Below are 13405 nucleotides of genomic sequence, written 5' to 3' on the forward strand. Positions count from 1 at the left end.
CCCGCCGCCCGCGGAAGGACTCACTGATGGACACCTTCGCCCGCGACCACTTACCCCCTTCGGCGCTGTGGCCGACGATCGAGTTCACGACGCCGGAACTGCGGTACCAGGACAGGCTCAACGCCGCCACCGAGCTGATCGACGTTCCGGTGGCGCGGTTCGGCCCCGGCCGCCCGGCGCTGCGCACGCCGGCGGGGGAGGTGTGGTCCTACGGCGAGCTGCTCACCCGCGCCAACCAGGTGGCTCGAGTGCTGACCGAGGACCTCGGTCTTGTTGCGGGACAACGGGTCCTGCTTCGCTCGCCCAACAACCCGTGGACCGTGGCGGCCTGGCTCGGCGTCCTCAAGGCGGGCGGTGTCGTGGTCACGACGATGGCTGCGTTGCGCGCCCGCGAACTCGCGCCGATCATCGAACGCACGCGCCCGTCGCTCGCGTTGGCGGACCCGAGGTTCGCCGACGAGATCCGCGACCTGCTGACCACTGTGGACTACGACGACCTCGCGGCATGCGCCGAGACCAAGCCGGGGGAGTTCACGGCCGTGGACACCGCCGCCGACGACGTGGCACTGCTCGCGCCCACGTCCGGCAGCACCGGGTCGCCCAAGATCACCGCGCACTTCCACCGCGACGTCCTGTCCATCGACAACACCTTCGGCCGGCACGTGCTGCGTCTGGACGAGAACGACCTCGTGGCCTGCACGGCCCCGTTCGCCTTCACGTTCGGCCTCGGCATGCTCGTCGTGTTCCCGCTCAGGGCGGGCGCCTGCGCGCTGCTGACCGAGGCCGCCACACCGGCCCAGGTCGCGGACTTCGTCGCACAGCAGGGAGTCACGGTCCTCGCGACGGCGCCGACCGCGTACAAGGCGATCCTGCGCGACGGCGTCGAGTCCAAGCTGAGCGGTCTGCGGACGGCGGTCTCGGCCGGCGAGCACATCCCCCGGGAGACCTGGCAACGGCTGCACGACCGGCTCGGGCTCCGCGTGATCGACGGCATCGGCGCCACGGAGCTGCTGCACATCTTCATCTCCGCCGCGGGAGACGACATCCGGCCGGGCTCGACAGGCAAGCCGGTGCCCGGCTACCGCGCCACCGTGCTCGGCCTCGACGGCGAGGAGCTCGGCCCAGGTGAGGTCGGACGGCTGGGCGTCATCGGCCCGGTCGGCTGCCGCTACCTCGACGACGAACGGCAGAAGGACTACGTGGTGGGCGGCTGGAACGTCACCGGCGACGTCTTCCACCGCGACGAGGACGGCTACTTCCACTACCACGCCCGCAGCGACCACATGATCGTCTCCTCCGGCTACAACATCGGCGGGCCCGAGGTGGAGGAGGCCATCGACACCCACCCGGACGTGCTGGAGTCCGCCGTCGTCGCCAAGCCCGACGACGAACGCGGCTCGGTCGTCTGCGCCTTCGTGGTGCTGCGAGAAGGTGTCGACGGGGACGACGCGAAGGCGCGCGAGATCCAGGACCACGTGAAGCGCACGATCGCGCCGTACAAGTACCCGCGCGAGGTGCGGTTCCGGACCTCGTTGCCCCGCAACGCGAGCGGCAAGCTGCAGCGCTTCGCACTCCGCGAGCTCGTCGAGGAGGAGGTGCCGCGATGAAGGTCGCGATCGTCGGAGGTGGCCCCGGTGGGCTGTACCTCGCCGCGCTGATGAAGCAGCTCGACCCGTCGCACGACGTCACCATCTGGGAACGCGACGCCGCCGACGTCACGTTCGGCTTCGGCGTGGTGTTCTCCGACGAGACGCTGGGCGGGATCGAGAACGCCGACCCGGAGTTCGCCGACGCCATGGCGCGCCGGTTCGCGCGGTGGACGGACATCGACATCCACCACCGCGGCGAGAGCCACACCGTCGGCGGGCAGGGGTTCGCCGCGATGAGCCGCAAGGAGCTGCTCGGCCTGCTGCAACAGCGGTGCCACGAGCTCGGGGTGGTCGTCCACTTCTCGACGCCGGCGCCCGCCGTCGAGGTCCTGCGCGCGGAGCACGACCTGGTCGTCGGCGCGGACGGCGTCAACTCCCTGGTGCGGCAGTCGTTCGCGGACGTCTTCAAATCCACTGTGGACCGCAGGCGCAACAAGTACATGTGGCTCGGCACGGACCGCGTCTTCGAGGCGTTCCAGTTCTTCATCAAGGACACGCCGTGGGGAACCATGCAGATCCACGGCTATCCCTACTCCGACGGCGGATCCACGTTCATCGTCGAGATGCACGAGGACGTCTGGAGCCGTGCAGGGTTCGACACCGGCGAGGAGTTCCCGCCGGGAGCCTCCGACGAACGCGCCGTCGACCGGATCCGCGAGCTGTTCGCCGAAGAGCTCGACGGCCACGAGCTGTTCGCCAACAACTCGAAGTGGCTCAGCTTCACCACCGTGCGCAACGAGCGCTGGCACCACGGCAACCTCGTCCTCGTCGGCGACGCCGCCCACACCGCGCACTTCTCCATCGGCTCGGGCACGAAGCTCGCGATGGAGGACTCGCTCGCCCTCGCGGCGTGCCTGCACGAGCACCGGGACGTCGAAGCCGCGCTGACCGCCTACGAGACCGAACGCCGCCCCGTCGTCGAGTCCACGCAACGCGCCGCGCAGGCGTCCCTGGAGTGGTTCGAGAACATCGGCATGTACGCGGACCAGGAGCCGGCCCGGTTCTGCTTCAACCTGCTCACCCGCTCGCGCCGCATCACCTACGACAACCTCCGCACCCGCGACCAGGAGTTCGCCGACCGCGTCGACGCCGCCTTCGCCGCCTCCCAGGGACTTCGGACCGTCGTGCCCGCGATGTTCCAGCCGTTCCGCCTGGGAGAGCTGGAACTCAAGAACCGCGTGATCGTCTCCGCGATGGACATGTACTCCGCTGTCGACGGCGTGCCGGGCGACTTCCACCTCGTCCACCTCGGCTCGAAGGCCATGGGCGGCGCGGGCCTGGTGATGACCGAGATGGTCTGCGTGTCCCCGGAGGGCCGCATCACGCCGGGCTGCACGGGCCTGTGGACCGACGAGCAGCGCGACTCGTGGGCGCGCATCGTGTCGTTCGCGCACGAGCGGAGCACTGCCCGAATCGGTCTGCAACTGGGCCACTCCGGCCGCAAGGGCTCCACCCGCCTGATGTGGGAGGGCATGGACGAACCGCTGCCCGAGGGCGGCTGGGACGTCGTCGGTCCCTCACCGCTGCCGTACGGCCCCGGATCGGCCGTGCCGTCCGAAGCGGGCCGCGAGGACCTTGACCGGATCACCGAGGAGTTCGTCGCGGCGGCCCGCCGAGGAGCCGAAGCGGGCTTCGACCTGCTCGAACTGCACTGCGCACACGGCTACCTGCTGTCGTCGTTCCTCTCACCGATCGCGAACCGGCGCACGGACGAGTACGGCGGCTCCGTCCAGAACCGCCTGAGGTATCCGCTGGAGGTCTTCGACGCCGTCCGCGCGGTGTGGCCGGCCGACCGGCCGATGATCGTGCGCATCTCCGCGACCGACTGGGTCGACGGCGGCAACACCGAGCACGACGCCGTGGAGATCGCCCGAGCGTTCGTCGCCCACGGCGCGGACGCGATCGACGTGTCCACCGGCCAGGTCACGGCCGACGAACGCCCTGCCTACGGCCGCAGCTACCAGACCCCGTTCGCCGACCGGATCCGCCACGAGGTGACGGGCGCGGCCGTGATCGCGGTCGGGGCCATCGCGTCGTACGACGACGTCAACTCCATCCTGCTGGCGGGCCGCGCCGACCTGTGCGCGCTCGGCCGCACGCACCTCTACGACCCGCACTGGACGCTGCACGCGGCCGCGGAACAGGGTCATCCTGCCGAGTGGCCGGTCCAGTACCGGGCGGGCAGCCGCAAGCCGCCCTCGGCGCGCACCGACGCCGTGCGCCCGCGGTTGTCGCTGCTGCGGGCCGACCCGCCGGACCGCACCGTCCACCTGCGCTGGACCCCGCACCGCGAACATTCGGTTCTCGGATAGGCACTTCGCACGCGTTCAGGTGAAAGTTGATTCGGCAATGAAATGGAATCCGTTGTCCGGTCACATGTTCCGCCGGTCCACGTTGGTCTGATGGGGCAGACATGCTGTGCACGCGGGTGAGGGGGTGTTTCGGGCACGGGCGACGTCCCTAGCGTCGGCGGTCGAGTTCCCACACCGCCACCGAAGGGATCATCGTGCGAAGACGTTTGCCGGCAATGGTGCTCGCGGGCGTGCTCGCCGGCGCCACCCTCACCGCCGCAGTTCCGGTGGTCGCCCAGCCACCCGTTTCCACGCTCACGAAGTCCGTGCAGGGCGTGTCCGATCCCGCCTCCCACGGCGACACGGCCACCTGGGTCGTGTCCTACGACAGCGGTGCCAACGGCGCCGCCACCATCACCGACCCGATCGGCGCCGGCCAGAGCTACCTGCAGGGTTCGCTGCAGGTGCCGCCGGGCTGGACCGGGACCGAGGGGAACCCGCTCAGCGCGACGAACCCCAACGTGCGCAACGGCGGCAGGGCCCTGTCCACCCTGCTCACGCCACCCGTGCAGGCCAGCGCCGCGTTCACCGGCGGTGACGGGTTCATCCCGATCCTGCACCGCACGCCGGAGGGCCGCCTGCAGGCGTGGAACATCTACCACCATTCGTTGGCCCCGGCCAGGAAGCTGGTGTGCACCGACGTCGCGACGAACGCGCCGTGCCCCGGTGGTCCGTGGCCGAAGCCTCTCAACACGACGCCCGGTCCGTTCGGGACGGGCAACACCGGCGACATCGCCAGCCCCATGGCGCCGCAGTACGTCCGCGACGCGGCCAACTCCGCGCGCGTGTACTACTCGGCCACCACCGCGACCTCGGTCGGCGTCGCCTGCCTCGACCTCGCCGCGCCCGGCAACTGCGGCTACTGGCCGCTGATGAACCGGTCCGCGCAGACGTTCGAGATGGCGGGACTCGTCCAGATCGGCGGAAACCTCTACGGCGTCGCGAACTCCGGCCACGTGCTGTGCTGGACGCCCGCGTCGCAGAGCGCCTGCGGTGGCCAGCCCTACGCGCCGATCGTGCCATTCACCAACCACGGCAACTACTACCTCGGCGCGCTGGCCGTCGCCGGGGGCAAGCTGTTCGCCTCGTCGTCGATGATGAGCGGCACCAACCCGATGATGGGCTGCTTCGACCCCGGCACCGCGGCCGCGTGCGCGGGCTGGCCGTCGCCGAAGTCGCTCGGGCCGCTGAACAACCACACCTACAACGCCTACACCGCTTACGGCACAACGGGTCAGGAGACCGGCGCGTGTGCCAGCACGGCCGGCTCCTTCAACGTGACCACGTGCTACGCCATAGACGGCTCGTCCCTGCCCGCGCCCGCCGCCGTGGCGAGCCTGGAGAGCCTGAGCCTGGTGTTCACCCCGGAGGTCGTCCGCACCGGCGACCGCGTCCGCAGCTACTTCGGCATCTGGGGCGGCCCGTACGCGGGTGTGACGGCCTGCCACGACTGGAGCACGGGAACGGCCTGCCCCGGCATGCCGTTGCGCACCACCCACCCGAACGTCAACAACGGTGTGACCCGTGACTACGGCTACGCCTACGACCCTCCCACCGGCTGCCTGCTCGGCCTCGGAGACGCCCAGGTGCTGTTCTCCCTCGATCCTGACACGGGGGTGTCGCCCTGCGTGCGCAGCGGCGCCTCCGTGTCGCTCAAACCCTCGCAGTTCTACTGCGACGGCAAACCGCACGCCACCACGTACACCAAGGCACGGCTCGTGGGCGTGACCCCGGCGAACGTCAACTTCGGCGCGTCCACCGCGAAGGTCGTGGACGGCGGCGGAAACCCCGTCACCACACCGGGTTTCGCCTCGGACGGCACCATCGACCTGTCCGGCGTCACGGCCGACGCGGTGACCGTCACGGCGTCGATCGTGCTCAACAACGCGGCGGACTTCGGTGGCGGCAACCAGCCGTCGCTGGCCGTGGAGTTCACCGGTGACGCGCCGCAGGTGTGCTTCCGCACGGCGATCTCCGCGGAGTGCCCGGTGACGTCGGTGGCGAACACCGCGAACGGGACGGACGCGACCGGTGCCGTCACGTCCAACACGGTGACGCGTCAGGTCGCACCCGGTTCGGGGTGCGCGCCGAACGTGGTGGTGGACAAGGAGATCTGCGGGTCGTACACGCCCGCGAACTGCAAGGCGGGCGGCGCAGGTCCGTGGGTCAAGCAAGCGCCCGTGGGTGTGCTCGGGTTGCTGAACGCGACGGCGTACTGGCGCGTCACGGTCAAGAACAACGGCCCGATCCCCGTTGTGGACGCGTACGTGGTCGACGACGTGGAACCGAACTGCCAGACCGGCCCGTTCACGCTGCAACCCGGTGAGTCCAAAGTGGTGCACTGCTCTACCTACGCACTGCTGGCGTTGTTCCCCTTGACCAACAAGGCGAAGGCGAAGTTCACGCCGGTCAACGGCACGAAGACGTACAGCGACTGGTCGTCCGCGAAGGCGTGCTCGTTGCTCTGCGTGCTGTGAGGGAGGTGGAGGAGCATCAGCCGTACTCGGCCAGGTAGGTCAGGACGGCCAGCACCCGGCGGTGCTCCTCCACGTTCGCCGCCAGACCCAGCTTGGCCATGATGCTGCCGACGTGGGTTTCCACGGTGCGTTCGGTGAGCCAGAGCCGCCGCGCGATGGCCACGTTCGTGCAGCCCTCGGCCATCAGACCGAGCACCTCGCGTTCGCGCGGGGTGAGCGCCCCGGTGGTGGGCCGTCCGAGCAGCCGGCCCACCACCTCGGGGTCGAGGGCGGACCCGCCCGCGGCGACGCGGGTGATCGACTCCAGGAAGTCGTCGACCTCCAGCACGCGGTCCTTGAGCAGGTACCCGAACGCGCCCTGGCTGACGAGGTCGACGGAGTGCCGCGTCTCGATGTGCTGGGAGAGCAGCAGGATCGCGACGCCGGGCTGCGACTTGCGGATCCTGCGAGCGGCTCGCGCACCGTCGTCGGTCAGGTCGGGCGGCATCCGGACGTCCACGATGGCCAGATCGGGTTCGTGCTCCGCCACCACGCTCACCAGCGTCTCGGCGTCCGCCGCCCGGCCCACCACCTCGTGGCCCGCGTGGGAGAGCAGGCTCGCGAGGCCCTCCCGGAACAGCGTCGAGTCCTCACCGATCACGATGCGCACGGCAGCACCGCCTGGATCGTCGTGCCGGCACCCGGCCGGCTGTGCAGTCGCAGCGATCCGCCCAGCGCCGCCACGCGGTCCGCCAGTCCCGCCAGGCCGGAACCGCTCCTCGGGTCGGCGCCCCCGCACCCGTCGTCCTTCACCCACACGTTGACCTCGTCGGCCTGCTGCGTGACGCGGACGGTGATGGCGCTGGCGTGCGCGTGCTTGGCGGCGTTCGTGATGGCCTCGGCGGCGACGTAGTAGGCGGTGATCGCGATGTCGTCGGCCAGCGGCTCGGGCATGATCTCCAGCCGCACCGGTACCGGCAGCTTGTGCGTGAGGGCGGCGAGTGCGGAGTGCAGGCCGTCGTCGAGGCTGGTGGGGCGCAGTCCGTGCGCGATCTGCCTGAGCTCGGCGATCGCGGTGGCCAGTTCGGCGACGCCCTGGTCGAGCAGTGCGTGCACGTCGAGGTCCTGGGACGGCAGCTGCCGCTGGGCGAGCCGCATCGCCATGCCCAATGACACCAGCCGTTGCTGGGCGCCGTCGTGCAGGTCGCGTTCGAGCCGGTGCCGTTCGGCGTCCCCTGCCTGGATGATCCGCGTGCGGCTGGCCTCAACCTCGCGCAGGGCGTGCGCGAGTTCGCCGCGCAGACGCGCCACCTCGACCAGGCTGGCAGCGGCACCTGCGACGATCTTCAGCACCGACGGGGTGGTACCGGACGCCGCGAGCACACCGATCTGCGTGCCGCCGAGGGTGATCGGGACCAGTCCGCTGTCGGCCACCGGCACGCCCCTGGCGTCGACGAAGCCCGAGGACGTCGGGATGAGCAGCCCGACCCGGAGCGTCGGGTCCTTGAGGGCCGCGCGCAGCGTCGCTTCGAGCTCTTCCGGTTGTGCGGCCTGGGTGTGCACGCGGTGTTGCAGGTCTTCGACGGCGAGGAGCGCGGCGCGCGTCCGGGGGAAGAGCCTCCGGTCCACGGCACGGTGCAGTCGACGGCGGAGCGGGGTGAGCAGCACGGCGCAGACCGCCGTGGCACCGGCCGCAGCGACGGGGGAGTCCCGGCCCGCGACGACGCCGAGGGTCAAGGCCGACACCGCGTACGCGCCGATCAGGACCAGCAGGACGATTGTGTAGCTGATCGTGTCGGCCAGCACGCGGTCGACGTCGTACAGGTCGTGGCGCAACATGGCGACACCGACCGAGCAGAACAGCGCCACGATCGTCACCACGCCGAAGACCGTTGCCACGACACCACTTCGGCCGGTCACGACGATCTCGGCGAGACACACCACCGGGTACGACGTCACGGCCAAACCGGCGAACGCGAGCCACTTCAGCTGTGCCCTCTCGACCCCGGAGGATCGGCGGAACCGCGCCACGAGCGAGGCACCGGCCGCGAGCAACGTCAGCAGCAGGCCGATGTTCACCACGTAGCTCAGCACGTGGGCCAGGTCGGACGGCGGTCCCCAGGGGTGCGCGAGCCCGTCCATCGGTTCGGTGAACGGTTCCCTCGGCCTGGCACCGAATCCCTGCTGGGCCAGGGCGAGCACGATGATCAGTGCTCGCAGCACCCGCCACCTCCGGCTGGGCAGCGCGCCGTTCGGGAAGTGGAGCAGCAGCAACGCCACGGCGGCGAGGAGCCACCAGCCGCTCTCGTTGAGCAGCGCCACCACGCGGGCGTCGAGCGGCACGGAGGCGGGGTCGGCGAGCCAGGTGCGGTAGTAGACGTCGCGCGCGGCCAGGAAGACCACGATCGCACCGACCCAGGCGAGGAGCGGGCCGACGGGGTTCGCCCGCACCCGGAGCTCGATCGTCACGCCGAGCGCGGCCATGGCGAGCCCGAGGAGTGCGAAACCGGCGAACGCGACAGGCTGCTCCGGCACGCGGAACAGCAGCCAGGCGCCGCCCGCCGCCAGCACGACGGAGACGCCCAGAAGACCCAGCGCTGCCGGTCGCGGCCACCTCATCGGCTCAGGGTAAGGCCGGTGCGGCCGGCCGGCCTCCGTGTCAGCACGGAGAACGCGTCCGGGGGCGGCACCGATGTGGCCGGCCTGCGCGCGGCGGTTGCATGGAGCCCGTCCCCGCACCCTCCGAAAGGACCGAGACCATGTCCGTCGACATCAGCGCGGCACCCGGCACCGCCGCGACCTCCACCCGCAGCCGTCTCGCCGTCCTCGCGTTCGTCCTCGGCGTCACGTCCGTCGCCGCCGTCGCGGGAGGACTGCTCTGGCCGGAACCGGCGGGCGGCGGCGAGACCTACTCCTACGCCGACATCGCGCCCGTCCGAGACCTGTGGTGGATGCTGCTCACCGGTCTCGCGGCCATGCAGGTGCTCAACATCCCGTTGCAGGCGCTGGCGACGATGGTCCTCGTCCGGCACCGCGGCAGCGCGTGGGCGACCTGGGGTGGTGCGCTCATGTGGATCGGCGGTGGGTTGCAGGGTGCCGCCGTCGCGGGCTGGGCGGCCGCGTACTTCTTCCCGACGGACCCCTCGGTCGGTGTGGCGGCGGGGGAGTCGGTCGTCCGGGCGGCGAACGAGTCCGCGCACCTGTTCGCGTTCATGATCCCCGGCGCCGTGCTGGTGCTGCTGGGAACCGTGCTGCAGTGCGTGGGGCTGTTCCGTTCGCGCGCGGTCCCGAAGTGGGTGCCGGTGCTCCTGCTGTTCATCGTGATCACGTTCGTGGTTCCGGGCAACGGACTCGCCGGTCTGCTGACGAGCGTCCCCATGGCAGTGGGCGCGATCGGTCTCGGTTACCACGCCTGGCGGACCAGCTGAGAGCGACGAGGGCCACCGCGACGGCGGGGATCGCCGCCGTCGCGGTGAACACCAGGATCACGAGCACGATGACGAACGCGACCGCCGCGGCGACCCGCACCCCGCCGGACAACAGTCTCCACGCGGCGGCCGTGCATCCCAGGTACACCACCAGGAACATCGCGCTCGGCACTGCCACCAGCGACTCCAGCTCCAGCACTCCGGTCCCGAGCAGGCTGAACAGGACCGCACCGGACACCAGGATCGCGACGTTCAACGGCCGTGGCGGGGTGTCCGAAGTCTGGTCGTGTGAGGTGAGGGACCGCGCCAGGGTGGCCGCGCCGGAGAGGTAGGCGTTGACGGTCCCGATGGTGAGGACGACCGCCGACACCGACGCCAGCACCACTCCGGCCGGGCCGACGGCGAGCACCAGCAGCTTCGCGACGGGGGTCGAGCCTCCGGCGTCCGGACCCAGCGCCCCGATGGTCACGGCGGCGAGCGACAGGTACAGCAGGCTGGTGACGGCCAGCGTGATCGCGACGATGCGCGGCAACTGGCGACGCGGGTTCGTGAGTCTCGCGGTCAGCGGTGCGGCCGCCTCCCAGCCGACGAACGACAGCATGAGCGGAGCGGCGGCCGTTCCGACGGCGGCCCAGCCGTGCGGGGCGAACGGCGTCCAGTGCTCGGCGCGTGCCGCGAACGCCCCGCCCACGACGCTGACGGCCACGACCGCGAGAAGCAGCAGCACGAGTCCGAACTGGACGGTCGACGACGTGCGCAGGCCCCGCGACGTGATCGCGAGGACGGCCAGCACGATCCCGGTGGCGATCAGGCAGGCCGTCCCTCGAGCGGCGCCGGCGAGGTCCGCCACGTAGCTGCCGCCGATCAGGCAGACGATCGGCGTCCCGGCCACGATCCCGGCGAGGAACGTCCACGACGTCGCGGTGGACGCCGTGCGGCCGAGACCGAGCGCGACGTACCCCTGCACGCCGTTCGCGGACGGCAGGTGGATGCCGAGTGCGGCGAAGACCCAACCGAGCAGGCCGGACAGCACGAGCAGGGCGGTCCAGGTCAGGACGGACGCCGGACCGGCGACGGCCGCGGTCAGGCCGGGCAGCATCAGCAGACCGGGACCCAGCAGGGCACCGACGTACATCGGCGATCCGCGCGACACGGTGAGTGGTGAGGACATGCTCGGAATTCTGAAGCGCTTGTCTGGACAGCCGCTGCGAAGATGAAGCGCGTTACCGTTGACTGACGCAACCTGATTGCGCTGATCGCGTGTTTGATCGAATACTGTGCGCATGGACAGGTTCGACGCGGTCGACCGGGCGATCCTGCGCCGGCTCCAGATCGACGGCCGGGTGCCCAACAACGAGCTCGCCGAGGCGGTGCGTCTCTCGCCCTCCGCGTGCCTGCGCCGGGTACGGGCGCTGGAGAACGCGGGGATCATCGCGGGCTACCGGGCCGAGCTGGATCCCGCGAAGGCAGGTCTGGGGCTCACGGTCTTCCTGGAGCTCAAGGTCAACAACCATTCCGCGGAGACCGCCCGCGAGGTGGAGGAGACGCTGCTCGGGATCCCGGCCGTGGTGGCGTGCCACCTGGTGACGGGTTCCGCCGACTTCTTCGCCGAGGGCGTGCTGCCGGACCTGCCGTCCTACGAGCCGTTGCTGCTGAAGCACGTTCTCGCCATCCCGGCGGTGGTCGACGTGCGCAGCTCGTTCGCCATCCGGACGATGCGCTCGCGCGGCCCGTTGCCGGTCGACCAGCTGAAATGAGCCTCACCGCGCGCCGACGACGTTGTGCGCGAGGAGACTCTCGGCCGTCTCGGCGATGCTGTCCGCGACCGGACGCGGCCGCCATCCCAGCACGCGCTCGGCCTTGGCGCTGGTCGCGTTGAAGTCCTGACCGAGCTGCGGCCGCAACGAGCGCATCTGCGGGTTGACCAGCGCCATCGCGCGGGCGACCGCCAGCGGGATCTCCCTCGTGGGTGCCTTGGCGGCGCGTTCGCCGAGCCGTGCCCGCAGGATCCGGGCGACCTCGACCATCCGCAGACTCGGCCCGGCGGTGGCCAGGAAGCGCTCACCGGCCGCGGCGGGGTCGGTCATGGCGCGCAGGTGCAGGTCCGCGACGTCCCGCACGTCGACCCAGCCCGTGCCGAACGGGGGACAGGCGGGCAGGCTGCCGTCGAGCATGCCGCGGATCGTGCGCAGCGAGGGCGGGTCGTCCGGCCCCAGCACCGGCCCGATGACCGCGGCCGGGTGCACCGCGGCCAGCTCCAGCCCGTCGCCCTCGTTCCGGACGAACTCCCAGGCCGCGCGCTCGGCCAGCGTCTTCGACCGCTGGTACGGCGCGATGTCGCCGTCCACGTTCGTCCAGTCCTCCTCGGTGAACGGCGTGGACCGGCGCGGGTGCCCGTAGGCGATGGCGCCCAACGCACTCGTGAGCACGACCCGCTTCACACAGGCGTCCCGCGACGCCTGCAACACCCGCAGCACGCCGTCGCGAGCGGCGGAGACCATCGCGTCCTCGCTCACCGGCGCGGTGCGCAGCGTCGGTGAGGCGACGTGCAGCACGAAGTCACAGCCCGCGACCGCCTCCGCCCACCCGTCGTCGCTGCCGAGGTCGGCCCGCACGACGGTCAGCCGCTCGTCCTCGAAGTCGGTCGAGGCGTGCAGCAGCGCTCGCAGCTCCGGTTCCCGTTTCAGGTCGCGGACCGTGGTGCGCACGTCGTGCCCGGCCTCCAGCAACGCCCTCGCGCACCAGCTGCCGATGAACCCGGTGCCGCCCGTGACCAGCACGTTCGCCATCTCTGCCTCCTCTTTGGGGTACTTGCGGAGGATCCTCCGCAAGTGATGCCGAAACTAGCGGAGGATTGTCCGCATGTCAAAGGCAGGGCATCATCGACGGCATGAACGACCAGACGCCGGGCACGTACGGGCCGCAGCGCAAGGCCGCCGCGCGCAACCGCGTCGCGATCATCGAGGCCGCGCACGAGCTGTTCGCGGAGAACCCGCTCGTGACGCTGAGCGAGGTCGCCAAACGCGCGGGCGTCGGGCCGGCAACGCTCTACCGGCACTTCCCGACCCGCGAGGACCTGATCCTCGGCGCGTACCAGCACGACATCGAACGCATGACCACCGCCGCCGACGAGGTGCTGGCCCGCAACACCTCGGCCAGGGTGGCGTTCGTGGAGTGGTTCGAGATGCTGTCGGCCTACATCCGGCTCAAGCACGGACTCGGCGACGCGCTGCACAGCGAGGCGGCCCAGGAGATGGTCCGCGCGTCCTGGGGGTCGGCGACGGAGGCGGTGACGAAGCTGGTCGACGCCTGTGTGGCCGAGGGGACCGTTGCTGCGGGGCACGACCCGGCGGACATCATCATGCTGATGAGCTTCTTGTGGCGCGTGCCGAACAGTGAGGCGGGGGTGGCGCAGGGGCGGCGGTTGATCGCCGCTGTGTTCTCGGGGCTGGAGAACGCGCCGAAGCCGCTGTGACCTGAGGGGTTCGGTGTGCGCACCGAATCCGGTCCGGCCTGACTCT

10 protein-coding genes are annotated in these 13405 nt (G+C 70.8%); 6 read left to right on the plus strand and 4 right to left on the minus strand.

Going from position 1 to position 13405, the window contains the following annotated elements; genetic code table 11:
• Nucleotides 1-26 precede the first annotated feature (26 nt).
• The 3 genes from ACFWN2_RS12105 to ACFWN2_RS12115 all read left to right on the plus strand — a co-directional run bounded on the left by ACFWN2_RS12105 (nt 27) and on the right by ACFWN2_RS12115 (nt 6477).
• Nucleotides 27-1607 carry an AMP-binding protein gene (locus ACFWN2_RS12105; protein ID WP_382426939.1) on the plus strand — a complete coding sequence of 527 codons (1581 nt, stop codon included), beginning with the start codon at nt 27-29 and terminating at the stop codon, nt 1605-1607.
• Complete coding sequence (locus ACFWN2_RS12110) at nt 1604-3961, plus strand: bifunctional salicylyl-CoA 5-hydroxylase/oxidoreductase (RefSeq protein WP_382426940.1); 2358 nt, start codon at nt 1604-1606, stop codon at nt 3959-3961. Before ACFWN2_RS12105 ends, ACFWN2_RS12110 begins: the two co-directional genes overlap by 4 nt.
• 194 nt (nt 3962-4155) lie before the next feature.
• A complete protein-coding gene (locus tag ACFWN2_RS12115; RefSeq protein ID WP_382426942.1) occupies nt 4156-6477 on the plus strand; it encodes a hypothetical protein in 2322 nt (773 codons plus the stop codon).
• Nucleotides 6478-6493: 16 nt separating this feature from the next.
• Here ACFWN2_RS12115 and ACFWN2_RS12120 read toward each other — a convergent pair whose 3' ends face one another.
• Nucleotides 6494-7126 carry a response regulator gene (locus ACFWN2_RS12120; RefSeq protein WP_382426944.1) on the minus strand — a complete coding sequence of 211 codons (633 nt, stop codon included), beginning with the start codon at nt 7124-7126 and terminating at the stop codon, nt 6494-6496.
• The gene (locus ACFWN2_RS12125; protein WP_382426945.1) at nt 7114-9075 is read right to left on the minus strand and encodes a sensor histidine kinase; all 1962 of its coding nucleotides are present in this window, start codon (nt 9073-9075) and stop codon (nt 7114-7116) included. The genes ACFWN2_RS12120 and ACFWN2_RS12125 overlap by 13 nt, the downstream gene beginning before the upstream one ends.
• Before the next feature lie 140 nt (nt 9076-9215).
• Here ACFWN2_RS12125 and ACFWN2_RS12130 point away from each other — a divergent pair, with 140 nt between their 5' ends.
• Complete coding sequence (locus ACFWN2_RS12130) at nt 9216-9884, plus strand: hypothetical protein (RefSeq protein ID WP_382426946.1); 669 nt, start codon at nt 9216-9218, stop codon at nt 9882-9884.
• On the opposite strand, the gene ACFWN2_RS12135 is transcribed toward ACFWN2_RS12130, so the two are convergent.
• A complete protein-coding gene (locus tag ACFWN2_RS12135) occupies nt 9781-11055 on the minus strand; it encodes an APC family permease (RefSeq protein WP_382426948.1) in 1275 nt (424 codons plus the stop codon). The genes ACFWN2_RS12130 and ACFWN2_RS12135 overlap by 104 nt on opposite strands.
• A 112-nt stretch (nt 11056-11167) precedes the next feature.
• On the opposite strand from ACFWN2_RS12135, the gene ACFWN2_RS12140 reads away from it, so the two are divergent.
• Nucleotides 11168-11641: an Lrp/AsnC family transcriptional regulator gene (locus ACFWN2_RS12140; protein WP_382426950.1), complete on the plus strand. Its 474-nt coding sequence runs from the start codon at nt 11168-11170 to the stop codon at nt 11639-11641.
• A 3-nt stretch (nt 11642-11644) separates the two neighbouring features.
• Here ACFWN2_RS12140 and ACFWN2_RS12145 read toward each other — a convergent pair whose 3' ends face one another.
• On the minus strand, nt 11645-12673 hold the full coding sequence (locus tag ACFWN2_RS12145) for an SDR family oxidoreductase (protein WP_382426951.1): 1029 nt from the start codon (nt 12671-12673) through the stop codon (nt 11645-11647).
• Nucleotides 12674-12774: 101 nt separating this feature from the next.
• On the opposite strand from ACFWN2_RS12145, the gene ACFWN2_RS12150 reads away from it, so the two are divergent.
• Nucleotides 12775-13359 (plus strand): TetR/AcrR family transcriptional regulator, encoded by a 585-nt coding sequence (locus ACFWN2_RS12150; RefSeq protein WP_382426952.1) that lies wholly within the window; start codon nt 12775-12777, stop codon nt 13357-13359.
• Nucleotides 13360-13405 lie beyond the last annotated feature (46 nt).

Origin of the sequence: Lentzea sp. NPDC058436 (assembly GCF_042721515.1) — a bacterium.
GTDB lineage: Bacteria > Actinomycetota > Actinomycetes > Mycobacteriales > Pseudonocardiaceae > Lentzea.